At 51.9% G+C, this 26,443-nt stretch carries 19 protein-coding genes and 3 tRNA genes; 12 read left to right on the top strand and 10 right to left on the bottom strand.

The features are described from left to right. Positions 1-138 precede the first annotated feature (138 nt). The 3 genes from ptrA to recD are packed head-to-tail and all read left to right on the top strand — an operon-like array spanning position 139 to position 8,394. Entirely contained in the window at positions 139-3,027 is a 2,889-nt protein-coding gene (ptrA, locus tag LG384_RS22010; protein WP_225761527.1) for a pitrilysin, read from the top strand. Further along, the gene (gene recB, locus LG384_RS22015) at positions 3,020-6,565 is read left to right on the top strand and encodes an exodeoxyribonuclease V subunit beta (protein WP_225761528.1); all 3,546 of its coding nucleotides are present in this window, start codon (positions 3,020-3,022) and stop codon (positions 6,563-6,565) included. Before ptrA ends, recB begins: the two co-directional genes overlap by 8 nt. Continuing rightward, complete coding sequence (recD, locus tag LG384_RS22020; protein ID WP_225761529.1) at positions 6,562-8,394, top strand: exodeoxyribonuclease V subunit alpha; 1,833 nt, start codon at positions 6,562-6,564, stop codon at positions 8,392-8,394. Before recB ends, recD begins: the two co-directional genes overlap by 4 nt. A gap of 44 nt (positions 8,395-8,438) precedes the next feature. Here recD and argA read toward each other — a convergent pair whose 3' ends face one another. Continuing rightward, positions 8,439-9,770 carry an amino-acid N-acetyltransferase gene (argA, locus tag LG384_RS22025; RefSeq protein ID WP_045446973.1) on the bottom strand — a complete coding sequence of 444 codons (1,332 nt, stop codon included), beginning with the start codon at positions 9,768-9,770 and terminating at the stop codon, positions 8,439-8,441. Between the two features lie 234 nt (positions 9,771-10,004). Here argA and amiC point away from each other — a divergent pair, with 234 nt between their 5' ends. Further along, entirely contained in the window at positions 10,005-11,258 is a 1,254-nt protein-coding gene (gene amiC, locus LG384_RS22030; protein WP_045446970.1) for an N-acetylmuramoyl-L-alanine amidase AmiC, read from the top strand. Between the two features lie 74 nt (positions 11,259-11,332). On the opposite strand, the gene LG384_RS22035 is transcribed toward amiC, so the two are convergent. From LG384_RS22035 to LG384_RS22045, 3 genes are all read right to left on the bottom strand, one after another. After that, positions 11,333-11,409: transfer RNA gene (locus LG384_RS22035), tRNA-Met, on the bottom strand. A gap of 89 nt (positions 11,410-11,498) precedes the next feature. Then, positions 11,499-11,575: transfer RNA gene (locus tag LG384_RS22040), tRNA-Met, on the bottom strand. An 80-nt stretch (positions 11,576-11,655) separates the two neighbouring features. Next, positions 11,656-11,732: transfer RNA gene (locus LG384_RS22045), tRNA-Met, on the bottom strand. Positions 11,733-11,937: 205 nt separating this feature from the next. Here LG384_RS22045 and mltA point away from each other — a divergent pair. Together mltA and tcdA are read left to right on the top strand one after the other, a co-directional pair. Continuing rightward, positions 11,938-13,035, top strand: coding sequence for a murein transglycosylase A (mltA, locus tag LG384_RS22050; protein WP_048220641.1), 1,098 nt, complete (start codon positions 11,938-11,940; stop codon positions 13,033-13,035). Between the two features lie 129 nt (positions 13,036-13,164). Next, positions 13,165-13,971, top strand: coding sequence for a tRNA cyclic N6-threonylcarbamoyladenosine(37) synthase TcdA (gene tcdA / locus LG384_RS22055; protein ID WP_045446964.1), 807 nt, complete (start codon positions 13,165-13,167; stop codon positions 13,969-13,971). A gap of 45 nt (positions 13,972-14,016) precedes the next feature. Here tcdA and csdE read toward each other — a convergent pair whose 3' ends face one another. Continuing rightward, positions 14,017-14,463, bottom strand: coding sequence for a cysteine desulfurase sulfur acceptor subunit CsdE (csdE, locus tag LG384_RS22060; protein WP_225761530.1), 447 nt, complete (start codon positions 14,461-14,463; stop codon positions 14,017-14,019). Continuing rightward, entirely contained in the window at positions 14,463-15,668 is a 1,206-nt protein-coding gene (gene csdA / locus LG384_RS22065) for a cysteine desulfurase CsdA (protein ID WP_225761531.1), read from the bottom strand. The genes csdE and csdA overlap by 1 nt, the downstream gene beginning before the upstream one ends. Before the next feature lie 191 nt (positions 15,669-15,859). Here csdA and LG384_RS22070 point away from each other — a divergent pair, with 191 nt between their 5' ends. The 4 genes from LG384_RS22070 to rlmM all read left to right on the top strand — a co-directional run bounded on the left by LG384_RS22070 (position 15,860) and on the right by rlmM (position 18,875). Next, positions 15,860-16,087 carry a YgdI/YgdR family lipoprotein gene (locus LG384_RS22070; RefSeq protein ID WP_045446955.1) on the top strand — a complete coding sequence of 76 codons (228 nt, stop codon included), beginning with the start codon at positions 15,860-15,862 and terminating at the stop codon, positions 16,085-16,087. A 363-nt stretch (positions 16,088-16,450) separates the two neighbouring features. Continuing rightward, on the top strand, positions 16,451-17,368 hold the full coding sequence (gcvA, locus tag LG384_RS22075) for a glycine cleavage system transcriptional regulator GcvA (RefSeq protein WP_005130970.1): 918 nt from the start codon (positions 16,451-16,453) through the stop codon (positions 17,366-17,368). 18 nt (positions 17,369-17,386) lie between these two features. Beyond that, positions 17,387-17,782: a DUF423 domain-containing protein gene (locus LG384_RS22080; protein WP_045446951.1), complete on the top strand. Its 396-nt coding sequence runs from the start codon at positions 17,387-17,389 to the stop codon at positions 17,780-17,782. Continuing rightward, the gene (gene rlmM / locus LG384_RS22085; protein ID WP_045446948.1) at positions 17,775-18,875 is read left to right on the top strand and encodes a 23S rRNA (cytidine(2498)-2'-O)-methyltransferase RlmM; all 1,101 of its coding nucleotides are present in this window, start codon (positions 17,775-17,777) and stop codon (positions 18,873-18,875) included. The genes LG384_RS22080 and rlmM overlap by 8 nt, the downstream gene beginning before the upstream one ends. Positions 18,876-18,910: 35 nt before the next feature. Here rlmM and fucR read toward each other — a convergent pair whose 3' ends face one another. The 4 genes from fucR to fucI form a co-directional block, all read right to left on the bottom strand. Next, the gene (gene fucR, locus LG384_RS22090) at positions 18,911-19,642 is read right to left on the bottom strand and encodes an L-fucose operon activator (protein ID WP_200010102.1); all 732 of its coding nucleotides are present in this window, start codon (positions 19,640-19,642) and stop codon (positions 18,911-18,913) included. Positions 19,643-19,700: 58 nt separating this feature from the next. Continuing rightward, the gene (gene fucU, locus LG384_RS22095; RefSeq protein ID WP_045446943.1) at positions 19,701-20,123 is read right to left on the bottom strand and encodes an L-fucose mutarotase; all 423 of its coding nucleotides are present in this window, start codon (positions 20,121-20,123) and stop codon (positions 19,701-19,703) included. Between the two features lies 1 nt (position 20,124). Further along, positions 20,125-21,543: an L-fuculokinase gene (gene fucK, locus LG384_RS22100; RefSeq protein WP_045446941.1), complete on the bottom strand. Its 1,419-nt coding sequence runs from the start codon at positions 21,541-21,543 to the stop codon at positions 20,125-20,127. Positions 21,544-21,661: 118 nt separating this feature from the next. Next, positions 21,662-23,437, bottom strand: a complete 1,776-nt coding sequence (fucI, locus tag LG384_RS22105; protein ID WP_045446939.1) for an L-fucose isomerase — start codon at positions 23,435-23,437, stop codon at positions 21,662-21,664. 464 nt (positions 23,438-23,901) lie between these two features. Here fucI and LG384_RS22110 point away from each other — a divergent pair, with 464 nt between their 5' ends. Both LG384_RS22110 and LG384_RS22115 read left to right on the top strand, forming a co-directional pair. Further along, complete coding sequence (locus LG384_RS22110) at positions 23,902-25,401, top strand: sugar ABC transporter ATP-binding protein (RefSeq protein ID WP_200009919.1); 1,500 nt, start codon at positions 23,902-23,904, stop codon at positions 25,399-25,401. Between the two features lie 3 nt (positions 25,402-25,404). Beyond that, positions 25,405-26,388 carry an ABC transporter permease gene (locus tag LG384_RS22115; RefSeq protein ID WP_045446933.1) on the top strand — a complete coding sequence of 328 codons (984 nt, stop codon included), beginning with the start codon at positions 25,405-25,407 and terminating at the stop codon, positions 26,386-26,388. Positions 26,389-26,443 lie beyond the last annotated feature (55 nt).

The following is a 26,443-nucleotide window of genomic DNA, read 5'->3' on the forward strand; positions in this document are numbered from 1 at the left end:
ATGATGCGCTTTCTGTCACGGACTGATTCTTACACATAAGATGCTGACTCGTTCAGCACAGAGTCTTGCCCTGTTCAGACCACGCTTAATGCGTGGTTTGTAGTGAACAGGTGAATACGTTAATGATGAGGTTTGTGAATGCCCCGCAGCACCTGGTTCAGCGCATTACTGTTGTTCGTTGCCCTTTGGGTACCCGTAAGTCAGGCAGATACTGGTTGGCAGCCTTTAGCTGAAACCATCCGTAAAAGCGATAAAGACACTCGCCAGTATCAGGCCGTGCGCCTTGATAACGGCATGGTCGTGTTGCTGGTATCCGACCCTCAGGCCGTTAAGTCTCTCTCTGCACTGGTGGTCCCGGTGGGGTCTCTGGAAGATCCCGACGATCACCAGGGGTTGGCGCATTACCTTGAACATATGTGCCTGATGGGATCTAAAAAATACCCACAGCCGGACAGCTTAGCTGAATTCCTCAAAATGCACGGCGGCAGCCACAACGCCAGCACTGCGCCCTATCGCACGGCTTTCTATCTCGAAGTTGAAAACGATGCGCTGGCGGGGGCCGTCGATCGTCTGGCTGACGCTATTGCCTCGCCGCTGCTCGATAAAAAATATGCCGATCGCGAGCGAAATGCCATTAATTCTGAGCTGACGCTGGCGCGTACCCGGGACGGTATGCGTATGGCACAGGTGAGCGCAGAAACAATAAACCCGGCACACCCTGGTTCGCGCTTCTCCGGCGGAAATCTGCAGACATTAAGCGACAAACCGGGTAACCCGGTACTGCAAGCCTTGCAGACATTCCATGAAAAGTACTACTCCGCGAACCTGATGAAAGCGGTGATTTACAGTAATAAACCCCTGCCAGAGCTGGCGCGGATCGCGGCTGATACCTTCGGGCGAGTACCGAATAAAAATGTCGAAAAACCGGAAATTACCGTACCGGTCGTGACTGACGCGCAAAAGGGCGTCGTCATCCACTATGTCCCTGCAATGCCGCGTAAAGTGCTGCGCGTAGAGTTTCGTATCGATAACAACAGCGCACAGTTTCGTAGCAAAACCGACGAACTCGTTACCTATTTGATTGGCAACCGCAGTCCGGGGACGTTGTCCGACTGGCTGCAAAAGCAGGGGCTGGTTGAAGGCATTCGTGCTGACTCCGATCCGGTTGTCAATGGTAACAGCGGTGTGCTGGCTATTTCGGCGACGTTAACCGACAAAGGGTTGGCGAATCGCGATGAAGTTGTTGCTGCTATCTTTAGCTATCTCAATCTGTTGCGTGAAAAAGGCGTTGATAAACGCTATTTTGACGAACTGGCACACGTACTGGATCTCGACTTCCGTTATCCCTCTATCACGCGTGATATGGACTACGTGGAATGGCTGGCTGATACCATGATCCGCGTTCCCGTCGAACATACGCTGGATGCGGTGAATATTGCCGATCAATATGATGCTAAGGCGGTTCAGGAACGTCTGGCAATGATGACACCGCAAAATGCGCGTATCTGGTATATCAGTCCGAAAGAGCCACATAATAAAACCGCTTATTTTGTCGATGCCCCTTATCAGGTGGATAAAATCAGCGAAAAAACCTTCGCCGACTGGCAGCAAAAAGCCCAGGGCATTGCGCTCTCTCTGCCGGAGTTGAACCCCTATATCCCTGATGATTTCACGCTGATTAAGACGGATAAAAAATACGCCCATCCGGATTTGATCGTTGATGAGCCTGATTTACGCGTGGTATATGCGCCGAGTCAGTATTTTGCCAGTGAGCCAAAGGCCGATGTCAGCGTGATTCTGCGCAACCCGAAAGCGATGGATAGCGCCAAAAATCAGGTGTTATTCGCACTGAACGATTATCTGGCCGGTATTGCGCTCGACCAGTTAAGCAATCAGGCTGCGGTGGGGGGGATTGGTTTCTCAACGAATGCTAACAATGGTCTGATGCTTAACGCAAACGGCTATACCCAACGTTTACCGCAGCTTTTTCAGGCGCTGCTGACAGGCTATTTCAGCTACACCGCTACGGACGAACAGCTGGAGCAGGCGAAATCCTGGTACGCCCAGATGATGGACTCTGCAGAGAAAGGCAAAGCCTATGATCAGGCAATTATGCCGGTACAGATGCTTTCTCAGGTGCCGTACTTCTCACGCGATGAACGCCGTAAACTGTTGCCATCCATTACTTTGCAAGAAGTGATGACTTACCGTGACACCTTAAAAGCCGGTGCGCGTCCTGAATTTCTGGTGATTGGTAACATGAGCGAAGCTCAGGCGAAAACCATGGCACGTGATATTCAGAAACAGCTTGGTGCGAACGGGTCGGAATGGTGCCGGAACAAAGATGTTGTAGTCGATAAAAAGCAGTCCGTCATTTTTGAAAAAGCGGGCAGCAGCACGGACTCCGCGCTGGCAGCGGTATTTGTGCCTACCGGTTATGACGAGTACACCAGTTCGGCCTACAGCGCGATGTTAGGGCAAATTGTTCAGCCGTGGTTCTACAATCAACTGCGTACTGAAGAGCAATTAGGCTACGCCGTATTTGCTTTCCCAATGAGCGTTGGCCGTCAGTGGGGAATGGGCTTCCTGCTGCAAAGCAGCGATAAGCAACCGTCTTACCTGTGGGAACGGTATAAAGCGTTTTTCCCGACGGCGGAAGCGAAACTGCGGGCAATGAAAGCTGATGAATTCGTACAAATTCAGCAGGCCATCATTGCGCAAATGCTGCAGGCGCCCCAAACGTTGGGGGCAGAAGCTTCGCAGTTAAGCAAAGATTTCGATCGAGGTAATATGCGCTTCGATTCACGTGATAAAATCGTGGCTCAGATTAAACTGCTGACGCCGCAAAAGCTTGCCGATTTCTTCCATCAGGCGGTGGTTGAGCCGCAAGGCATGGCGATACTGTCACAGGTTTCCGGCAGTCAGAACGGGAAAGCAGAGTATGTGCACCCGGAAGGCTGGAAAGTGTGGCCGACCGTCAGCGCGTTGCAGCAAACCTTACCCCTGATGAGTGAAAAGAATGAATGATGCCGCTGAGTCCCTTGATCCACTGCGCTTGCCCCTGACGGGCGAGCGACTGATTGAAGCCTCTGCGGGCACCGGTAAAACCTTTACCATCGCCGCCCTTTATTTACGTTTACTGCTTGGGCTGGGCGGCTCCGCCGCCTTTCCTCGCCCTCTGACCGTCGAAGAGCTGTTAGTGGTTACCTTTACCGAGGCCGCCACTGAAGAGCTGCGCGGTCGTATTCGTAGCAACATTCATGAGCTGCGAATTGCCTGCCTGCGTGAAACTACCGACAATCCGCTCTATGCCCGCTTGTTAGATGAAATTGCCGATAAAAAACAGGCCGCGCATTGGCTGTTATTGGCTGAAAGACAGATGGATGAAGCGGCGGTGTTTACCATTCACGGTTTCTGCCAGCGTATGCTTAGTCTGAACGCCTTTGAGTCAGGCATGCTGTTTGAACAGCAACTGATAGAAGATGAATCGCTGCTGCGTTACCAGGCCTGCGCGGACTTCTGGCGTCGACATTGTTACCCGCTCTCTCGCGATATTGCGCAGGTGATCTTCGAAACGTGGAAAGGTCCACAAGCGCTGCTACGAGATATCGACCGCTACCTACAGGGTGAAGCTCCGGTCATTAAAGCGCCGCCGCCAACGGATGAAACGCTGGCATCCCGACACGAAAAAATTCTGGCGCGTATCAACCAGATTAAGCAGCAATGGCGCGATTCGGTCGATGAGCTGGAAGGTCTGCTTGAAGATTCCGGAATCGACAGGCGTAAATTTAATCGTGGTAATCAGGGTAAGTGGATCGAAAAGATCAGTGCCTGGGCGCAGGAAGAGACACAAAGCTACCAGCTCCCTGATGCGCTGGAGAAATTCTCTCAACGCTTTTTAGAAGATCGCACCAAAGCGGGCGGCGTAACGCCCCGGCATCCGCTATTTGTCGCCATTGATGAACTGATTAGCGAACCGCTGACGATCCGCGATCTGGTGATTACCCGGGCGCTGGCGGAAATCCGCGAAGCGGTTGCGCAGGAGAAACGTCGACGCGGAGAGTTAGGCTTTGACGATATGCTCAGTCGGCTGGACGCGGCACTGGGTAGTGAAAGCGGCGATGCGCTGGCTACTGCCATTCGAACCCGTTTTCCGGTGGCGATGATCGATGAATTCCAGGACACCGACCCGCAGCAGTACCGTATTTTCCGTCGTATCTGGCAGCATCAGCCGGAAACCGCGCTGCTGTTGATTGGCGATCCCAAACAGGCTATTTATGCGTTTCGCGGTGCGGATATCTTCACCTATATGAAAGCGCGTAGTGAAGTTAGCGCACATTACACGCTCGATACCAACTGGCGTTCTGCGCCTGGGATGGTCAATGGCGTCAATACGCTCTTCAGCCAGATGAACGACGCCTTCATGTTCCGCGAAATCCCCTTTAGCCCGGTGAAATCCGCAGAGAAGAATCAATCGCTGCGGTTTGTACTTCACGGTGAAAAGCAACCTGCGATGAGCATGTGGCTAATGGAAGGAGAAAGCTGTGGCGTGGGCGATTACCAGAACTATATGGCCCAGGTGTGCGCAACGCAAATTCGTGACTGGCTTAAAGCCGGGCAGTCTGGTGAGGCGTTGCTGGTCAGCGGTAAAGCGTCCAACCCGGTACGCGCATCGGATATCAGCGTGTTGGTCCGCAGTCGCCAGGAGGCGGCGCTGGTACGCGACGCGCTAACGCAACTGGCTATCCCGTCGGTCTATCTCTCCAACCGTGACAGTGTATTTGAAACGCTGGAGGCGCAGGAACTGCTATGGGTCCTGCAGGCGGTGATGACGCCGGAACGTGAAAACACACTGCGTAGCGCGCTGGCGACGTCCATGATGGGACTTAATGCGCAGGATATTGAAGCGCTGAACAATGACGAGAATGCCTGGGATGCCGTAGTAGAGGAATTCGACGGTTATCGCCAGCTCTGGCATAAGCGTGGCGTCATGCCGATGCTGCGCGCGCTGATGTCAGCGCGTCAAATTGCAGAAAACCTGCTGGCAACGGCGGGTGGCGAACGCCGTCTGACCGACATTTTGCATATCAGTGAACTGTTGCAGGAAGCGGGATCGCAACTGGAAAGTGAGCATGCGCTGGTGCGCTGGCTTTCCCAGCATATTCTGGAACCTGACAGCAATGCTTCCAGTCAGCAGTTGAGGCTGGAGAGCGATAAGCATCTGGTTAAAATCGTCACCATCCACAAATCGAAAGGGCTGGAATATCCACTGGTCTGGCTGCCTTTTATCACTAATTTTCGCGTTCAGGATCAGGCGTTCTACCATGATCGTAGCTCTTTTGAAGCTGTGCTGGATCTCAGCGAAGCGGATGAGAGTATTGAGCTGGCAGAAGCTGAACGTCTGGCGGAAGACCTGCGATTGCTTTATGTTGCGCTGACGCGTTCGGTATGGCATTGCAGTCTCGGCGTTGCGCCGCTGGTGCGCCGTCGGGGTGATAAGAAAGGTGATACCGATGTGCATCAGAGTGCTCTGGGACGCTTGTTGCAAAAAGGCGAGCCGAAGGATGCCGCAGGGCTTCGTGCTGCTATTGAAGCGCTTTGCAGTGAAGATATTGCCTGCCTGACGCCGAATGAGCCAGACGGTGAGCGTTGGCTGGTTTCGCAACCCGCCAGTTCGGTATTGAGTGCAAGAACGCTGCAACGTGCTCCCGGTGACAGCTGGCGTGTGACCAGCTATTCCGGCCTGCAACAACGTGGACATGGCATCGCGCAGGATCTGATCCCCCGGCTGGACATTGATGCATCAGGCGTGGGTGAGGCGGTTGTGGAATCAGGGCTAACACCGCATCAGTTTCCACGAGGTGCATCGCCGGGAACATTTTTACATAGCTTGTTTGAGGACCTGGATTTTACCCAACCGGTTGAAACGCAATGGGTACAGGAAAAACTGGCGTTGGGTGGGTATGAGGCACACTGGGCGCCGGTTTTGACCCACTGGCTGGAGACCATTTTGCGTGCGCCGCTTAACGAATCGGGCGTGAGTCTGAGCGTTCTGTCTGCACGGGAAAAACAGGTGGAGATGGAGTTTTATCTGCCCATTTCGCAGCCGCTGATAGCCAGCCAACTGGACGCGCTGATCCGCAAGTACGATCCTCTCTCGGCGGGCTGTCCACCGCTGGATTTCATGCAGGTTCGCGGCATGCTGAAAGGTTTTATTGACCTCGTGTTCCGCCACCAGGGGCGTTATTACCTGCTTGACTACAAATCTAACTGGCTGGGAGAAGACAGCAGCGCTTATACCCAGCAGGCGATGGCCTCAGCAATGCAGGCACACCGTTATGACCTGCAATATCAACTTTATACTCTGGCGCTGCACCGCTATTTACGTCACCGCATTACAGACTACGATTATGAACGCCATTTTGGCGGCGTTATCTATCTCTTTTTGCGCGGTGTTGATAGCGAGGAACCTCAGCAGGGAATTTATGCGACCCGACCAGACGGAGAGCTGATTGCGATGATGGACGAGATGTTTGCGGGCGCAGCACTGGAGGAAATGCAATGACAATCCAGAAGCGATTACTGGAGGCTGTGGAGCAGAAACAGCTACGGCCGTTAGATGCCCAGTTTGCGCTGGCGGTTGCCGGAAACGACAACCCGGTCGTCACGCTGGCTGCGGCATTGCTTAGCCGCGAAGCGGGAGAAGGCCACGTCTGTTTACCGCTTTCGCGTTTATCTTTAAGCGAAGACGCCCATCCTTTGCTTACCTCCTGGATGAGTGAAAAAGGGGAGCCTGAAGACTGGGCTGAATGTCTGCTTGCCTCTGATGCGGTAAGTCGCGGCGAGCGCCCGACGCCGCTGGTGCTGTATGGCGATCGCCTGTATCTGAACCGAATGTGGAATAACGAACGCACGGTGGCTCGCTTCTTTAGTGAGGTTAACCAGGCAATCGAGGTGGATGAATCGCGGTTGACCCACACGCTGGGGACGCTTTTTCCGCATACGGAAGGAATTAACTGGCAGAAAGTTGCAGCGGCTGTAGCGCTGACGCGTCGTATATCAGTGATCTCTGGTGGGCCGGGAACGGGAAAAACGACAACGGTCGCCAGGCTGTTGGCGGCGTTGATTCAGATGGCGGATGGTGAACGCTGTCGTATCCGGCTGGCCGCTCCAACGGGAAAAGCGGCGGCGCGACTGACTGCGTCGCTGGGCGCTGCATTACGTGAGTTGCCGTTGACCGATGAACAAAAGAAACGTATTCCTGATGACGCCAGTACGCTGCACCGATTATTAGGCGCACAGCCGGGTAGCCAGCGACTGCGCCATCATGCAGGCAATCCTCTCCATCTTGATGTGTTGGTGGTTGATGAAGCCTCGATGATTGATTTGCCTATGATGTCGCGCCTTATTGATGCATTACCTCCCCATGGTCGGGTGATTTTTCTTGGCGATCGTGACCAGCTTGCTTCCGTTGAGGCGGGGGCTGTGCTGGGGGGTATCTGTGCTTTTTTGAATGCCGGGTTTACTGCGGAACGCGCAAAACAACTGAGCCGCCTGACCGGGAGCACCATTCCTGCGGGGTCAGGAACACAGGCGGCATCATTACGTGACAGCTTATGCCTGCTGCAAAAGAGTTACCGTTTTGGCAGTAATTCCGGTATCGGCCAACTGGCTTCTGCGATAAATCGGGGTGATAAAGCCGCGATCAAAACGGTCTTCCAGCAAGGTTTTAGTGATATTGAAAAACGCACGCTGCAAAGTAGTGAAGATTACGCAGCTATGCTTGATGAAGCGCTAGCGGGCTATGGGCACTACCTTGAGTTGCTCCATGAGCGTGCAGAGCCGGATGCTATTATTCAGTCATTTAATGAATATCAGCTATTGTGCGCACTGCGTGAAGGTCCGTTCGGCGTGAGTGGGTTGAATGAGCGCATCGAACAGGTGATGGTGCAAAAACGTAAGATTTCCCGTCTCGCACATACCCGTTGGTACGAGGGGCGACCAGTGATGATTGCGCGAAATGACAGTTCGCTGGGTCTGTTTAACGGTGATATCGGGATCGCGCTCGATCGTGGTCAGGGCTTAAGGGTGTGGTTTGCGTTGCCGGATGGCAATATCAAGTCGGTACAGCCCAGCCGTTTACCGGAACATGAAACGACCTGGGCGATGACGGTGCATAAATCACAAGGATCCGAGTTTGATCATGCGGCGTTGATTTTACCCAGCCAGCATTCGCCCGTTGTTACCCGCGAGCTGGTTTATACGGCGGTGACCCGCGCGCGCCGTCGCTTGTCGCTGTATGCCGATGAGCGGATATTGAGTGGGGCCATTGCCACTCGCACTGAACGTCGCAGTGGGCTGTCGGCGTTGTTTAATGATGGTATTGCACAGTAGGATTTGTTGGCCGGATAAGCGTTAACGCTATCCGGCAACTGTGGTTACCCCAGATCTGCCATTAGCACTTTTGAACGCCGCTGATAGTTGTACATCTGTTTCTTACTCTCTGGCAGCAGGTCAATATCCACGGGCGTGAAGCCGCGCTCCTGAAACCAGTGAATACTGCGTGTTGTCAGCACGAACAGTTTGCTAAGCCCCATTTGTCTGGCCTGCACGGCGATCCTTTCCAGCAAAACTTCTCCGCGTGAAGAACTTCGATAGTCCGGATGTACTGCCACACACGCCATTTCGCCAATTCGTTCTTCCGGGAAAGGGTACAGGGCGGCACAGGCGATGGTCAGGTTATCACGCTGAATAATGGTGAATTTGTCGATTTCCATTTCCAGTTGTTCACGTGAGCGACGGACCAGAATACCTTGCTGCTCGAGTGGGCGAATCAGTTCCAGAATACCGCCGATATCGTTAATGGTGGCGCGACGGATCTGTTCGGCGCTCTCCATCACGATTTGCGTCCCGATCCCATCGCGTGAGAACAGCTCCTGTAACAATGCGCCATCTTCCTGATAGCTAATCAGGTGGCAGCGGCGTACGCCACTGCGACAGGCTTTTACGGCACCACGCAGGAAGCGCACGGTGCCGGAGCTGTAGTCGCCTTTCTCTTCCTGTGACTCAACGCGAGCCTGGGCTTCGTTGGGGAAAAGTTCGGAAACAATATCGCCATCATCGTTAATAACTCCCTGGGAGGAGCAAAAACCGATCATCTTTTCTGCTTTCAGCTTGATAGCCAACTGAGTGGCGACCTCTTCTGAAGTCAGATTAAAGCTCTCTCCGGTGACGGAAACGGCTACCGGGCCCATCAATACAATGGCGCCACTGTCCAACTGACGGTGAATCGCCTCTTCATCAATACGACGGATGCGTCCGCTATGGCAGTAATCTACGCCGTCATCGACGCCAAGAGGTTGGGAGATAATAAAGTTACCGCTGACCACATTGATGTGCGCGCCCTGCAATGGTGTATTGTTCAGGCTCATCGACAGGCGGGCGGTGATATCAAGCTGGAGTAGCCCTGCAGCCTGCTTCACCAGCTCCAGCGTTTTGGCATCAGTCACGCGCGTATTTTTGTGGTACACCGGCTCATGATGATGAGCAGCAAGATTGGCATCAATCTGTGGCCGGGCGCCATACACCACAACGAGGCGGATGCCCAGGCTATGCAGGAGGCCAATGTCATTGACGATACTGGAAAAGTTTTCATGCTCGATGGCTTCGCCGCCCAGCATAATGACAAACGTTTTTCCCCGATGGGTATTGATATAGGGAACAGAATGGCGGAATCCCTGTACCAGTTCGGTTCTACGCTCCTTCACCACGGCACATCCTCATTGCATGATTATTCGTAATTTGTGTATTTTTATTCTGTTTTTGCTCCATGCGCAAGCGTAATTTTTACCCTTCCTGAAGATTTTTCTCAGTAATGCCGTGAATATAAAAAGAATGTTTACCCTTTTGTAGATGACAGATTATGCGTCATTCGCTAAAGTTTCCGGTCAATTAGGACGTTTTACCTATTACCTAAATAAAGATTTCTTTTGCTCGGGAGAAGCATGTCGGGATCCAATTCAGCAATCAGTCGCCGCCGTTTACTGAAAGGTGCGGGTGCTATGTGGCTTTTGAGCGTCAGCCAGGTCGGTCTGGCCGCCGTCAGTCAGGTCGTTGCAGTGCGCATCTGGCCTGCCTCCAGTTATACCCGCGTCACGGTGGAATCCAACCGTCTGCTGAAATACAAACAGTTTGCCCTGAGTAATCCTGAGCGTGTGGTTGTGGATATTGAAGGCGTTAATTTGAACTCGGTGCTCAAGGGGATCGGGACGCAGATCCGCCCTGACGATCCGTACATTAAGTCAGCAAGAGTAGGCCAATTTGACCCACAGACCGTGCGCATGGTGTTTGAGCTGAAACAAGATGTGAAGCCGCAGCTGTTCGCCCTGGCACCCGTTGCAGGATTTAAAGAACGTCTGGTGATGGATCTTTATCCCGCGAATGCCCAGGATGTGCAGGATCCTCTGCTGGCGTTACTTGAAGACTACAACAAGGGCGATCTCGATAAACAGGTGCCACCTGCACAAAGTGGCCCGCAGCCCGGTAAAGCGGGGCGTGACCGTCCAATTGTCATTATGCTCGATCCCGGCCATGGTGGCGAAGATTCCGGTGCCGTGGGGAAATACAAGACGCGCGAAAAAGATGTGGTGTTGCAGATAGCCCGTCGCCTGCGCGCGCTGATCGAAAAAGAAGGCAATATGAAGGTCTATATGACGCGTAATGAGGATATCTTCATTCCGTTGAAAGTCCGCGTGGCGAAAGCCCAGAAGCAGCGCGCTGACCTGTTTGTCTCCATTCATGCGGATGCTTTTACCAGTCGACAGCCCAGTGGTTCGTCGGTGTTTGCACTTTCCACTAAAGGTGCGACCAGTACCGCAGCAAAATATCTGGCGCAAACCCAGAACGCCTCGGATTTAATTGGTGGTGTCAGTAAGAGTGGTGACCGCTACGTCGACCACACCATGTTCGACATGGTGCAATCGCTGACGATTGCTGACAGTCTGAAGTTTGGTAAAGCGGTACTGAATAAGCTCGGTAAGATTAATAATCTGCATAAGAATCAGGTTGAGCAGGCAGGATTTGCGGTGTTGAAAGCGCCGGATATTCCCTCGATCCTCGTGGAAACGGCGTTTATCAGTAACGTTGAAGAGGAGCGAAAGCTCAAAACCGCGACCTTCCAGCAGGAAGTTGCTGAGTCGATTCTGGCTGGGATCAAAGCGTATTTTGCCGATGGGGCAACGCTGGCGAGAAGGGGATAATAAAAAAGCGCTGAGAAGCGCTTTTTTTACGGACCGCAGAAACAAAAAAACACCCGTCAGGGTGTTCAATGTATTGGTTGCGGGGGCCGGATTTGAACCGACGACCTTCGGGTTATGAGCCCGACGAGCTACCAGGCTGCTCCACCCCGCGTCCGTCTTTTGCTTCGTATTCAAACCACATCTGCGTTGGCTTTGCTGTGATTCGAACTACCTTGCAAAAATATCACATCAGATTTTAATTGGTTGCGGGGGCCGGATTTGAACCGACGACCTTCGGGTTATGAGCCCGACGAGCTACCAGGCTGCTCCACCCCGCGTCCGTCTTTCTGCTGCGTATTTCAAATCACATGTGTGATTCGAACTGCTTAACAGAAATATTACTGCTTCTGATTTTAATTGGTTGCGGGGGCCAGATTTGAACTGACGACCTTCGGGTTATGAGCCCGACGAGCTACCAGGCTGCTCCACCCCGCGTCCGTGGATGCGCACTATACTCTGCTAACGTTTTCATGCAACCCTTTTTTCACCTTGATCACGGTTTAAGGATGAAAATGAACAAAAACAAAGCATTTCGGTTTATTTTTTGCGCAAAATTTGCGATGGGGTATGCATTCGCATTTCATTAGGTTCGGGGGTTTGTTATCTTCATCTCGCATTCAGGCAACTTAAGACGAGAATAATGAAAGGACGTTGGGCAAAATATCTTCTGGCGGGGGCCGTAGTCGCGATGCTCGCTGCGTGTTCCTCTAAACCCACCGATCGTGGACAGCAGTATAAAGACGGGAAATTTACCCAGCCTTTCTCACTGGTGAACCAACCTGATGCGGTTGGCGCGCCAATCAATGCCGGTGATTTCGCCGAGCAGGTAAATCAGATCCGCAACGCCTCTCCGCGTTTGTATGGCAACCAAAGCAATGTCTACAACGCTATCCAGGAGTGGCTACGTGCAGGTGGCGATACGCGCAATATGCGCCAGTTTGGTATTGATGCCTGGCAGATGGAAGGGGCTGATAACTATGGCAACGTTCAGTTCACTGGTTATTACACGCCGGTAATCCAGGCGCGGCACACGCGTCAGGGGGAATTTCAATACCCTATCTATCGTATGCCGCCAAAACGTGGGCGTTTACCTTCCCGCGCTGAAATCTACGCAGGTGCGTTGAGTGACAACTATATCCTGGCATACAGCAACTCCCTGATGGATAACTTCATTATGGATGTTCAGGGCAGTGGCTACATCGACTTCGGTGATGGCAGCCCGCTTAACTTCTTTAGCTATGCCGGCAAAAACGGCCATGCTTATCGCAGTATTGGTAAAGTACTGATCGATCGTGGCGAAGTGAAGAAAGAAGATATGTCGATGCAGGCGATCCGTCACTGGGGTGAAACGCACAGCGAAGCTGAAGTGCGTGAACTGCTGGAACAGAATCCGTCGTTCGTCTTCTTTAAACCACAATCTTTTGCCCCGGTAAAAGGGGCCAGCGCAGTGCCGCTGATTGGCAGGGCCTCCGTTGCTTCTGACCGTAGTATTATTCCTGCGGGCACGACGTTACTGGCAGAAGTGCCGCTGCTGGACAATAACGGGAAATTTACCGGTCAGTATGAACTGCGTCTGATGGTGGCATTAGATGTCGGTGGAGCGATCAAAGGCCAGCACTTCGATATCTATCAGGGTATTGGTGCAGACGCAGGGCATCGTGCGGGCTGGTATAATCACTACGGTCGTGTCTGGGTGCTGAAAAGTGGCGCCGGAGCGGGTAACGTATTTAGCGGTTAATAGTCTTATCAGACCTGCCATTTTTCGAGCAGGCGGGATAAGCGAAGCGCCATTCGGCGCAAGAACGGTGTTGTCGCCACTATAGTGAGTGGCGATCACCGCTCTTTGAATTTTCTGTTCTGAGGTCGTATGTCTGTTGTGATAAGTGATGCCTGGCGTCAGCGTTTTGGCGGCACAGCGCGTCTGTATGGCGAAAATGCGCTGCACCTGTTCGCCGGATCGCACGTGTGTGTGGTCGGGATTGGCGGCGTGGGATCGTGGGCGGCGGAAGCGCTGGCGCGTACCGGAATTGGCGCAATTACGCTCATCGATATGGATGATGTGTGCGTTACCAATACTAACCGGCAGATCCATGCTCTGCGTGATAACGTGGGCCAGGCGAAGGCTGAGGTGATGGCTGAACGTATACGGCAGATTAATCCCGAGTGTCGGGTCAGTGTGGTCGATGACTTTGTCACGCCGGATAACGTTGCAGAGTATATGAACGCCGGCTTTTCGTATGTCATTGATGCTATCGACAGTGTACGCCCGAAGGCAGCGCTGATCGCGTACTGCCGTCGCAATAAAATTCCGCTGGTCACCACCGGTGGTGCGGGTGGGCAGATTGACCCTACGCAGATTCAGGTCGTTGATTTAGCCAAAACTATTCAGGATCCGTTGGCGGCGAAGCTACGTGAGCGGCTAAAAAGTGACTTTGGCGTGGTTAAAAACAGCAAAGGCAAGCTGGGTGTGGACTGTGTGTTCTCGACCGAGGCGCTGGTCTATCCGCAGGCTGATGGTTCAGTGTGTGCGATGAAGGCGACGGCAGAAGGGCCGAAGCGTATGGATTGTGCATCTGGTTTTGGCGCTGCGACGATGGTGACAGCGACATTTGGCTTTGTCGCGGTGTCACACGCGTTGAAGAAGATGATGGCGAAGGCGGCGCGTCAGACTTAATGATTGTTTGCCGGATGGGGCACCAGCGCTTATCCGGCAAAACAGCTATACAACCTGCTGCGCTGCTGCAAGAATCGCCGCGTTAAGGGCATTCAGTCCCTGGCTACGCGAAGCGCTGAGCTGGGCGCGTAAACCTAATTCATCAAAAAAATCCATTGGTGAACGTGTCAGTAATTCGGCGGCGGTTTTACCTTCTACCGCGGTGAGCAGCACTGCCAGCAAACCGCGCACGATACGGCCTTCGCTGTCGCCGAAAAAGTGCATAGTGCCATTCTCATGTACGGCATACCCCAGCCAGACGCGGTTTTCGCATCCCGCGATCTCTTTTGCCTGGGCCTTTAATGGCTCCGGGAGTGGCGGTAGTTGCTTCCCCAGCAGGATAAGCTGGCGATATTTATCTTCCCACTGAGTAAGTGGGACAAAGATAGCTCGTAAAGTCTCTTCGGTCACGGTTGTGCCAAACGGATGTTCGGCGAACAGAGGGTTTGTCATTAATCCACCAATATTTCCAGCGCGCGGTCAACCGCCGTCACCAACGCATCCACATCACTTTGGCTATTATAAGGTGCAAATGAGGCGCGCAGCGTCCCTGATACACCAAGTTCTGCCAGCAGCGGTTGCGCACAGTGTTGTCCTGCGCGAAGCGCGATGCCATATTCGGCCAGCAGTGTCACCATGTCGCTGTGGTGAACACCGGCAAAATCGAAGGCCAACAGGCTGGAGTCCTGGCAGCGGAAAGAACGGAATCCCGGGCGCTTCGCCAGTGCCTCTTCTGCCAGTGTAGCCAGACCACGGCTCCAGCTTTCTGCTTGCACGATGTCGACATCCGCCAGCCATTCCAGCGCAGCGCTCAGGCCAATAACACCCGCAACGTTAGGCGTACCTGCCTCCAGTTTCCAGGGAACCGCCTGGGTGGTAAACCCCGCAAAACTGACTTCATTAATCATCTTGCCGCCGCCGAGCCAGGGAGACATGGCATCCAGCAACTCTGGCTTACCATACAAAACGCCGATCCCGGTCGGCCCGTACAGCTTGTGACCAGAAAAAGCATAGAAATCAATATCCAACTGCTGCACGTCTGCGGGGAAATGTACAACGCCCTGGGCGCCATCAACCATCACCACCATACCCGCAGCGTGGGCGAGCGAAATGGCGCGAACCAGGTCCGGACAGCCGCCAGTTACGTTAGACATCTGCCCGAGCGCCAGTATGCGGCTGCGTGGTGTGATGAGTTCTGGTAAGCGTTCCACGTCCGGCAGTAAATGGGCGTTGAGAGGGAGCCTGATGACTTTTGCCCCCGTTTGTTCCGCCACCATCAGCCAGGGAACGAGGTTGGCATGGTGTTCCGCCACGCTGACGATAATCTCATCGCCTCTTTGTAAGCGCGGGCGTGCGTAGCTTTGGGCCACCATGTTGATAGCCTCTGTCGTACCGCGGGTCCAGACAATGGATTTATCATCCGGTGCATTGATCAGGCAGGCGGCCTTCTCCCGTGCGGCTTCATAGCGGGCGGTCAGCCGCTGGGCTTCGGCAAATTGGCTGCGATGGACATTACCGGCGCACAGGCTATAAAACTGGTGAGTGGCATCAATCACAGCCTGTGGTTTCAACGCTGTTGCGGCGCTATCGAGATAGACGCCAGCATCGCTGAGAGCGGGAAACTGTGCGCGAAACTGCGCGGGGTTAAAAGCGTTCATGGTATTCCTCAGTTCAATAAACCGATCGTGGCGCAAAAAGAGCGCAGACACAAGGGGAGGCTAACTATCAGAATCCTCTGGATATCCTGGTAAAGTCAGAACAGTGGCTTATGCTAAATAGTGTTAGGTGAGTATTTTTGCCTGTTATGGAATTCGTTTTATTTAGCATAAATCGCTTTAAGGAGAAGAATATGAAAAAGACTGCCGCAATTATCTCTGCATGTATGCTGACTTTTGCCCTGAGCGCCTGTTCTGGTTCGAATTACGTGATGCACACCAATGATGGTCGGTCGATCGTGTCTGACGGTAAGCCAAAGACCGATAATGAGACGGGAATGATTTCCTACAAGGACGCTAATGGCAACAAACAGCAGATTAACCGTACCGATGTGAAAGAGATGGTGGAACTGGAGAAATAGCCGGGCGTCATCGACAGAAACTCGGACAAAAAAAAGCACCGCAATTTGGCGGTGCTACATTAATCACTATGGACAGACAGGGTAAATGTACAGGAAGTGAAAAAGGGTAGCTTTGCTACCATGGTCTGAATCGCAGACCAATTGCAAACACAACAACACAACATCACAACCGTAAGCCAAAAGCCCACCAGAACACGCATTCCGATAAAACTTTTCGTTCCGGCTTCAGGAAGTGCCGCCACTATAGGTATTTGCTGGTAGAACCTCAACGGACAATTTATAATGGCTCAGATTAAAAAAACTAATAGGTTACAGGCTGTTATGTAACTGTTAAATTCTTTTAACATCAAAGCCTAAAAAGTCATGTCAAAACGATTACCACCCTTAAATGCGTTACGTGTTTTTGATGCTGCGGCGCGTCATTTGAGTTTTACCCGCGCAGCTGAAGAGCTTTTTGTGACGCAGGCCGCAGTAAGTCATCAAATCAAGTCACTTGAGGATTTCTTGGGACTTAAGCTGTTTCGTCGACGCAATCGATCTCTCTTGTTGACGGAAGAAGGTCAAAGCTATTTCCTCGACATCAAAGAGATTTTTTCGCAATTAACCGATGCGACGCGTAAACTTCAGGCACGCAGTGCAAAAGGCGCGCTCACCGTGAGTTTATTGCCCAGTTTTGCAATTCAATGGCTGGTGCCAAGACTCTCTAGCTTTAACTCAGCTTATCCGGGAATCGATGTCAGGATCCAGGCGGTAGACCGCCAGGAAGACAAACTGGCTGACGATGTTGATGTCGCTATTTTTTATGGGCGCGGTAACTGGCCTGGCCTGCGTGTGGAAAAATTGTACGCAGAATATTTATTGCCAGTCTGTTCGCCTCTGTTACTCACTGGCGATAAACCATTGAAGACGCCAGAGGATTTGGCAAAACACACTTTATTGCACGATGCTTCGCGGCGTGACTGGCAAGCCTATACGCGCCAGCTTGGCCTGAATCATATCAACGTACAGCAGGGACCTATCTTCAGCCATAGTGCCATGGTGCTTCAGGCTGCTATTCATGGACAGGGAGTGGCGCTGGCCAATAACGTTATGGCGCAGTCTGAAATTGAAGCCGGGCGTTTGGTCTGTCCCTTTAATGATGTTCTGGTCAGCAAGAACGCATTTTATCTGGTTTGTCATGACAGTCAGGCAGAACTGGGTAAAATAGCCGCCTTCCGTCAGTGGATACTGGCAAAAGCGGCCACTGAACAAGAAAAATTCCGCTTTCGTTATGAACAATAATTTACTTAGGGTATTAACATGACCAGCCGTTTTATGCTGATTTTTGCCGCCGTAAGTGGCTTTATTTTTGTGGCACTGGGCGCCTTTGGGGCACATGTTCTGAGTAAAACCCTCGGCGTCGTTGAAATGGGGTGGATCCAGACGGGCCTTGAGTATCAGGCGTTCCATACGCTGGCCATCTTTGGCCTGGCGGTCGCTATGCAGCGACGTATTAGCATTTGGTTTTACTGGAGTAGCGTGTTTATGGCATTAGGCACGGTGCTGTTCAGCGGCAGCCTGTATTGCCTCGCGCTGTCTCATCTACGCCTGTGGGCGTTTGTTACCCCTGTTGGTGGCTTCAGCTTCCTGGCAGGTTGGGTTCTGATGTTAGTTGGTGCTATTCGATTGAAACGTAAGGGCGTTAGCCATGAATAAGGTTGTATTGTTGTGTCGCCCAGGTTTTGAAAAAGAGTGCGCCGCAGAAATTACGGATAAAGCAACTCGTCGGGAAGTGTTTGGCTTTGCTCGCGTGAAAGACAATGCGGGTTACGTCATTTATGAGTGCTATCAGCAGGGTGATGCTGAAAAGTTGGTCAAAGAGCTGCCGTTCAGTTCGCTGATTTTTGCCCGTCAAATGTTTGTCGTCGGTGAATTGCTGCAATATTTGCCGCCGGAAGATCGCATTACGCCGATTGTCGGTATGTTGCAGGGCGTTGTAGAGAAAGGTGGTGACCTGCGCGTCGAAGTCGCAGACACTAACGAAAGCAAAGAGCTGGTTAAGTTTTGCCGTAAATTTACCGTGCCGCTGCGCGCGGCGCTGCGTGAAGCGGGCGTGCTGGCAAAATACGAGACGCCAAAGCGCCCGGTAGTCCATGTTTTCTTTATCGCACCAGGTTGTTGTTACACCGGTTATTCCTGGCCTGACAATAATTCACCGTTTTACATGGGCATCCCGCGTTTGAAGTTCCCGGCCGATGCTCCGAGCCGTTCAACACTGAAGCTCGAAGAAGCGCTGCATGTTTTTATTCCTGCCGATGAGTGGGATGAGCGTCTGGCAAATGGAATGTATGCGGTGGATTTAGGGGCTTGCCCCGGCGGTTGGACCTATCAGCTGGTCAAACGCAATATGTGGGTTTACTCCGTGGATAACGGTCCGATGGCGCAAAGCCTGATGGATACCGGACAGGTGACCTGGTTGCGTGAAGACGGATTTAAATACCGTCCGAATCGCAACAACATCTCGTGGATGGTCTGCGATATGGTGGAGAAGCCTGCGAAAGTTGCCGCGTTGATGGCGCAATGGTTGGTTAATGGCTGGTGCCGTGAGACGATTTTCAATCTCAAGTTGCCGATGAAAAAGCGCTACGAAGAAGTGTCGCAAAACCTGGCCTATATCCAGGCGCAGTTGGATGAACATAACATCAATGCGCAGATTCAGGCACGTCAGCTGTATCATGACCGCGAAGAAGTGACCGTGCACGTGCGTCGTCTGTGGGCCGCTGTCGGCGGTCGTCGCGACGAGCGATAAAGACCTCCCTGCAGGCCTGATGGCGCATGCGCTTATCAGGCCTGTGGCAGAACACCGTCAGTTTGCTGTTCATCCGAAATCACATGCGTCACCTCCTCCAGATGCCCGATCCGGGCCTCGCCAGAACGATGCAACTTACTTTTATCGATCAACAACAATGACTGTGATGCCCGTTTGAGCAGAATGGATTTAAATTCAGCGTTAGTAGCCGTCGAGTCCCAGAGAGTACCGTTACTGTCGATCCCCGCGCAGGAAAAAATAAACAGATCGATGTCGAGAGGTTTCAACTGCGAGATGAGCGACGGATTAATGTAGCAGCCATCTTTGCGCTCGAGTCGTCCACCTGAGCAGATGAGCTGAATATGTTCACGTTTGCCCAGTTCCTGACAAATTGGCTGGCTATTAGTAAACACATGTATGTTGATGTCCGGTAACTGGCGGGCCAGATACCAGCAGGTGGAACTGGCATCTAAAGCGATTACCATTCCTTCCTCTATCCATGCCAATGCGGCCCTGGCAACATCCGCTTTATGCGCATAATGGCTTTTACGTCGAATATGAAACGGTTCGCCGCTGTCCTGATTTTCCTGATGAATTATCCTGGCACGTCCGTGGTTGCGCAGCACTTTCCCTTGCATTTGTAGTTCATTGAGATCGCGGCGAATAGTCTCTTTGCTGACGTTAAGTTGTAAAGATAAGGCTTCGGTTGTCAGGTTTTTATGGGTAATTAGCAGGTTTGTTATTGCTTGCTGGCGTGCCGCTTTCACTGTTCTGATCCTCATCATTTGATGAATGCCCGTATCTGACGGGCATTCTGACCAGAGATTACGGCGTTACCCCTTTTTTCAAAAGAATATTTCCGTATTTTGCCTGCTCTCCGGTAATGACGATCGCAAACGCTTTTTGCGCCCGTTCATAGAATGCATAGCGATCGATACGGGTAATATCCGGTCCGGAAGTCGTTAAAGAGAGCGCATCGCGGTAACGCCTTTCAACGTTCGGATCGAGAGAATCTCCTTCTACGGCGGCCATCATCACCAACGGTGGGGCGTAGCTGTCCAGCTCAAACAACGGAATAATGGCCTGCAACAGATCGCTGACCTGCAAACCATCGGCACGGATAACCTGTGGTCCCATGCTGTGTGCCGGAAAGTGGGCATCGGAGAAAATTATCTCATCGCCATGTCCCATTTCCGCCAGCACTTTCAGCAGGTCAGGGGAAATTAAGGGGGAAATCGTTTTAAGCATTTCACTCGACTCCTGTGAGTTCGGATTCGGTTTGGGGATAGAAGTAGCGATATCGGTAGCGCACCTGTGCGCGGGCCTGTTCCGGGGTAGCAAACTCACCAATACCTGACCAGCCAAACATTGCAGCTCCGGCGACGGTAGTTTCGGCGTCATCCAGTACCTTGACGGGGATCCCGAGTACGTTGGCTTTTATCTGATTCCACAGCGCGTTGCGACTTCCTCCGCCAACTAACAGCAGCTCCGTCGCCTTGAAGTGGCTGATAGTTTCCAGCGTGTGTAGATTTTGCTGGAGCTGTACCGTTAATCCCTCCAGTGCTGCACGGTAAAAATGTCCGCGAGTGCTGTTCAATGTGACACCCTGCCAGCCTGCGTTAGCGTTGGTGAGCAAATCGCACTGCATCTTTACGCCTTCAGCGCCTGTTGGAATAGCTTGCGCCTCACTTATCAGCGTTTGCCAGGGCGTTTCTGCCGTCCACAGCAGTTTACGCACCCACTCGAGCACGCCGGAAGCCAACCATTGCATACCGGGGTTGTACAGTCCGTTCTGACTGTCCAGCTCGCAGGTGGAACCTGAATAATGGCTGAGCAGGGGAGTATTCACTTGTGCGCTGCGCACCATCAGAATTTCCCATGTGCCGGAAGAGAGCACCGGTTCATCCGGCTGCGCGCCTGCGCCAAACAGCGCAAACTGCGTGTCGTGCCCGGCGGAAATAACCGGAATACCTGGCGGAAGCCCAAGCTGCTTTGCGGCTTCGTTTTGCAGCGTTCCGATCTGTTCCCCTGCCTCGACTAAGCGTGGGAAAAGCCGGCGGGGTATACCAGTTGCCTGCAGAATGTCATGGCTGAAATCTCGCTGATGGATCTCCAGCATCTGGCTGGTTCCCGCCATCGTGATATCTGTGGTGAATTCGCCGGTTAAGCGGTGGTTGATAAGCGATGAAATAAAAAGCCAGGCGTGCGCCTGCTCCAGCAATCGTGGGTGGTTCTCTTTGAGCCACACCAGTTTGTACAGCGTGTTGAAGCTGAAAGCGCCGACACCGGAGATGTCCTGCAACTGCTGTGGTGATATCAGGCGATCGATACTGGCCATGACGGCGGCGGTACGCGGGCATTTCCAGCTGATCACCGGATAAAGCAACTCACCATGCTCATCAACCAGCGCGCCGTCAACACCAAATGTAGTGACCGTAATCCCGCGGATCTGGCAGGAGGCGAGTTCAGTTGCGAGTCGCTGGCAGCAGTCGGCAAAGCGCTGCAGAATGGCATCAAGGGACCACTGATGCCAGACACTGTTTTCAGCGGCAATATCACTGGCATTGGGGGTGGAGGCGCGGGCGATAATTTGTCCCTGACGGTCAACGGCAATGGCTCGCACGTTCGTCGCACCACAGTCGAGGACCAAAATAACGTCTTGTTTCATAATCGCTCCTGGCATACCCGTCATACCTCAAACTGCAGGACAAAAATGCTAATGTGTTTTTGTCCTGCGCTTGAATGACTTAGGGTATGAGAACCCTGTCGTTATGGAGATGGAACTCTTAACGCTTATACAGCGGCCCGTAGTTTTGGCAGGCACGATAGTCCTGGCCTTCGCTATCCATACCGTGGGCTGCCCAGGCTGAAGGACGGTAAATTTTCTCTTCTTCCACGTTGTGCATACAAACCGGGATACGCAGCATGGCGGCAAGCGTAATAAAGTCTGCGCCAACATGGCCAATCGTCAGTACGCCATGGTTAGCGCCCCAGTTAGCCATCACTGAATAGACATCGGTGAATGGTCCTTTTCCGGTTAAGCGCGGTGCAAACCAGGTTGTCGGCCATGTGGAGTTGGTGCGCTCATCAAGCTGCGCGTGCACATCCTTCGGCAACTCCACGCTCCAGCCTTCAGCGATTTGCAGTACCGGACCCAGACCTTTGATGATATTGATGCGAGTCATGGTGAACGGCACGCCGCCTTCGGTCAGGAAGCGCGAAGAGTAGCCGCCGCCACGGAAGTATTCGTGGATTGCCGGACACCATTCGGTAGCCGCCAGACAATCATCTGCTTCTTGCTGCGAGATCTCCCAGTGCGGTTTCATGGTTGGCTTGCCTTCGCTGTCGCGCTGTTTGCAGGAGCCGTCCAGTGCCGCAGATCCAGAGTTAATCAGATGGATGATGCCGTGTTCAGCAAGACCGGTCAGCGGTTTACCAGTTACGCGCTCTACCGCCTCGGGTGACCAGTAGGTGCGCACATCGGCAAAGACTTGCGCCGTTCCGGTGAGTTGGTGACCAAACAGCATCGCCACACCATTCAGGCTGTCGTTTTCGGTGGCGACAACATACGGCTGGCGTAAACCATTCCAGTCGAATGAGCTGTTCAGCAACGCTTCGGCGGTGTCGCCGTTTGGATATTGATCCGTCCAGTGGCGCTGCCCCTGGAAACCAGCAGCAATAGCGTTGTAGCCCAGAGATTCTTCTACAAGGCCTTTTTCTGCCAGTTTCTTATTCCCTTGCATCATGTCTCGGATGCACATTGCCATCAGCAGACTCTCTTTCAGTACCGCACGGCTTTGTTCCTCGTTACGCTTGTATTGCTGCGCATTCTGATCTTCGCCGTAGCGGAAGTTTTTGTCCGCCCACGTCAGTGCGATTTCCAGTTCAGCTTCGTCATAGATTTTTTTGTCAATGCGACGACGTAATTCGGTCATATCAACAGGCTGAACCTTCATTCCCAGCCAGGATTCGAAGAAGTTATGATCGACGATAGATCCTGCGATCCCCATCGAAACACCCCCTACGGACAGATAACTTTTGCCCTTCATGCTGGCAACGGCTAAGCCCGCCCGCGTGAAACGTAGCAGTTTTTCTTCTACATCGGTGGGGATAGTGGTGTCACCAGCATCCTGCACATCATGGCCGTAAATAGAGAAGGCGGGGAGACCTTTTTGGTTATGCGCAGCCAGAGCTGCCGCCAGGTAAACGGCGCCAGGACGTTCTGTTCCGTTGAAGCCCCAGATGGCTTTCGGACGCATAGGATCCATGTCGATGGTTTCGCTACCGTAGCACCAGCATGGGGTAACGGTAATCGTCACACCAACGTTCAGACCGCTGAATTTTTCTTCACAGGCGGCGGATTCAGCCATTCCGGCAATGCAGGTGTCTGCGATCACACATTCAATCTGTGCGCCACAGGCGTGACGAAGTTTCTCTGTGATAAGCGCGGCAGTGGCTTTCGCCATGTTCATGGTTTGTTCTTCGAGCGATTCACGTACACCCATGCGACGCCCATCAATCACCGGACGAATACCGATTTTCGGTAAACTGATTTTGTTCATTCGAGGTTCCTCATCTCACTTTATGCCGTGCAGCTGAAGTGGATATTGGATACCACTGCCGCAGTTGGCTGAATTTTTCATTTTTGCTAACTCGAGTTAGCTTAGGTATTAGAGAGTTTTTTGCACAACTTTTTTGTTGTGGAACTGTGAGAAGCTTCACGAGAAGTGGTTAAAATTCGATCTGCGTCAAATAAACAAAATCACTGATTTAAGATAATTTTATTTGTAATCAGAGGTATAGAATAAATTGTCTGCCCGGCATCACAATTTTAAACCAAATGATTTGGTTATTTTTGGCAGCTAAAATAGCTTTAAAAGGCAAATCGCTAACTCGAGTTAGCATTTTTGATAAAACGTATATGATCTTTAGGAAGTATTCGCATCAACGGTGACGATGGCTCCCTGACAACGCTGTTTTCGCCTGATTCACTGACTGCAGTTTCTGTATATTGAGGAAAGCAGCAATGTCCGAAACATTTTTACAGATGAGTCATATTACGAAACGTTTTCCCGGAGTATTAGCGTTGAGTAATGTGGATTTTGCTTTACGCAAAGGTGAGGTTCATGCGCTGCTGGGGGAAAATGGCGCGGGAAAGTCTACCCTGATGAAAATTTTATCCGGTGTTTATCAACCTGATGAGGGAGATATTGTTTTCGAGGACCAACCCGTTGCATTCGCGAACCCATTGAGCGCCCAGAAAGCCGGGATCACGATTATTCACCAGGAATTTAATCTTTTTCCTGAACTCACGGTTGAAGAGAATATATTTATTGGCAGGGAGTTTTGCAAAAATAACCGTTGGCGCCTTGATGAAAAACAACAGCGCCAGGCTGCTATCGATATTTTGCAAAAATTAAACCTGAATATCTCGCCAGAGACTCTGGTTGCCGACCTCACTGTCGCGCAACAACAAATGGTTGAGATTGCAAAAGCGATATCGGTGAATGCCAAAGTTCTAATTATGGATGAACCGACCGCTGCACTAACCGAAACGGAGATCGACAGTTTATTTCAGGTTACCCGTTTACTTAAAGAGCAGGGTACTGGCATCGTTTATATCTCTCACCGGCTTGAGGAACTGGCGCTGATTGCCGATCGTGCCACCGTCATGCGGGATGGACAGTTTATCGCCACCGTTGATTATGATGCGGTAAAAATCAGCGATCTGATCGCGATGATGGTTGGCCGTGATCTCGGCAATATCTATCCTCGTCGCGAACCACAATCCCAGCGCAAACCGGTGCTGGAGGTGAGCGGCCTGACACGAAAAGGTGTACTGAACGACATCAACTTTACCCTTCACCAGGGGGAGATTTTAGGCTTTGCCGGTCTGATGGGCGCAGGTCGTACTGAACTGGCGCGTGCGATTTTCGGCGCTGACCCAATAGATAGTGGAACGATTAAGCTGCGCGGCAAAGAGACGGTGGTAAAAGATATCCCTGACGCCATCAGGCAAGGTATCAGCTATTTAACCGAGGACAGAAAAAAAGAAGGACTGGCATTAGGCTTGTCTGTTGAGCGTAATATTATGCTCGGCAATTACCCGGAGTATTCCGATCGCTATGGCAATGTTGATAGTAAACGCTGTCAGAAAATAAGTCAGGAACAGGTAAAAACTCTGCGAATTAAAACGCCGCATCTTGAGCAGGCTGCGTTGAATTTAAGTGGCGGTAATCAGCAGAAAATTATTATTGCCAGATGGGTATGTAAGGATACTGATATTCTCATCTTTGATGAGCCCACGCGTGGTATTGATGTAGGGGCTAAACTTGAAATTTATGAATTAATGAATCGCCTGGTGGCAAAAGGAAAATCAATTATCATGATTTCTTCTGAATTACCGGAAGTGCTGGGTATGTGCGATCGCATTTTAGTTATGCGCAATGGCCGTATTACCGGTGAGTTAGCTTCTGATGACGCCACACAAGAAAAAATCATGCAATACGCGACGTTAGAGGACTAATTTATGACTATCTCTGTAACCTCTTCAGACAGCAATAATAAGAAAATAAAAATTAACAAAGAACTTTTAATGCGCCTTGCGCCGCTTTTTAGCCTGATTATTCTGGTGATATTTTTTAGCTTTGGCTCACCTTTTTTCTTTAATACTGAAAACATTATGACAATTGCCCTGCAAACCTCGGTGATTGGCATCATGGCAATTGGCGTTACCTTCGTCATTATCACCTCAGGGATCGATCTTTCTCTCGGGTCTGTCGTCGCCTTTTCCGGGGTAGCGGTAGGGATATGCGCAACGCTGGGCCTGCCGTTGCCAGTGTGTATCCTGGCAGGTGTTCTGGCCGGAGGATTATGCGGTTATATCAACGGGATACTGGTAACCAAAATGACGATACCGCCATTTATCGCCACGCTGGGACTGATGATGTCTGTCAGGGGCATCAACATGGTGATGACTGACGGTCGCGCGATTTACTTTGCTGATTACCCTACGTTCAAAATGCTGGCGCAGGGACGCCTGTTCGATGTGCTGCCTTATCCTGTTTTTTACCTTGTTGTTGTCGCGCTGATTGCCGCTTATATCCTGAAGAAAACGGTCATTGGTCGTTATGTTTACGCTGTGGGCAGTAACGAAGTTGCAGCACATCTTTCCGGGATCAAAGTCCAGCGCGTCAAAATTTTCGTCTACGCCTTTTGCGGTCTGCTGACCGGGATTGCCGGGGTCATTCTGGCTTCTCGTCTGAACTCAGGACAACCTACGGTCGGTGTGGGTTATGAGCTGGAAGCGATAGCTGCGGTTGTGATTGGCGGTACCAGCCTGATGGGCGGGATTGGGACTATCGGTGGCACTATCATCGGCGCATTCATTATGAGTGTACTGAAAAATGGTCTGAACCTGATGGGTGTCTCTCAGTTCTGGCAAATGGTAGCAATGGGTGTCGTGGTTATCGCTGCGGTTTACCTCGATACATTACGCAAGAAAATTCGTTGATTAACGCTCCCGGTAGTCACGGGGCATCATAACCCTGACGTTTAGGGTGACTCAC

Origin of the sequence: Citrobacter sp. Marseille-Q3906 (assembly GCF_916618775.1) — a bacterium.
GTDB classification, from domain to species: domain Bacteria; phylum Pseudomonadota; class Gammaproteobacteria; order Enterobacterales; family Enterobacteriaceae; genus Citrobacter; species Citrobacter murliniae.

Coding starts and splice junctions, on each gene's coding strand:
- mltA (WP_048220641.1), top strand. CDS start 11,938: ATGAAAGGACGTTGGGCAAAATATCTTCTGGCGGGGGCCGTAGTCGCG.
- csdA (WP_225761531.1), bottom strand. CDS start 15,668: ATGAACGCTTTTAACCCCGCGCAGTTTCGCGCACAGTTTCCCGCTCTC.
- LG384_RS22080 (WP_045446951.1), top strand. CDS start 17,387: ATGACCAGCCGTTTTATGCTGATTTTTGCCGCCGTAAGTGGCTTTATT.
- gcvA (WP_005130970.1), top strand. CDS start 16,451: ATGTCAAAACGATTACCACCCTTAAATGCGTTACGTGTTTTTGATGCT.
- rlmM (WP_045446948.1), top strand. CDS start 17,775: ATGAATAAGGTTGTATTGTTGTGTCGCCCAGGTTTTGAAAAAGAGTGC.
- LG384_RS22115 (WP_045446933.1), top strand. CDS start 25,405: ATGACTATCTCTGTAACCTCTTCAGACAGCAATAATAAGAAAATAAAA.
- LG384_RS22110 (WP_200009919.1), top strand. CDS start 23,902: ATGTCCGAAACATTTTTACAGATGAGTCATATTACGAAACGTTTTCCC.
- fucI (WP_045446939.1), bottom strand. CDS start 23,437: ATGAACAAAATCAGTTTACCGAAAATCGGTATTCGTCCGGTGATTGAT.
- amiC (WP_045446970.1), top strand. CDS start 10,005: ATGTCGGGATCCAATTCAGCAATCAGTCGCCGCCGTTTACTGAAAGGT.
- LG384_RS22070 (WP_045446955.1), top strand. CDS start 15,860: ATGAAAAAGACTGCCGCAATTATCTCTGCATGTATGCTGACTTTTGCC.
- recD (WP_225761529.1), top strand. CDS start 6,562: ATGACAATCCAGAAGCGATTACTGGAGGCTGTGGAGCAGAAACAGCTA.
- ptrA (WP_225761527.1), top strand. CDS start 139: ATGCCCCGCAGCACCTGGTTCAGCGCATTACTGTTGTTCGTTGCCCTT.
- fucU (WP_045446943.1), bottom strand. CDS start 20,123: ATGCTTAAAACGATTTCCCCCTTAATTTCCCCTGACCTGCTGAAAGTG.
- tcdA (WP_045446964.1), top strand. CDS start 13,165: ATGTCTGTTGTGATAAGTGATGCCTGGCGTCAGCGTTTTGGCGGCACA.
- csdE (WP_225761530.1), bottom strand. CDS start 14,463: ATGACAAACCCTCTGTTCGCCGAACATCCGTTTGGCACAACCGTGACC.
- fucK (WP_045446941.1), bottom strand. CDS start 21,543: ATGAAACAAGACGTTATTTTGGTCCTCGACTGTGGTGCGACGAACGTG.
- recB (WP_225761528.1), top strand. CDS start 3,020: ATGAATGATGCCGCTGAGTCCCTTGATCCACTGCGCTTGCCCCTGACG.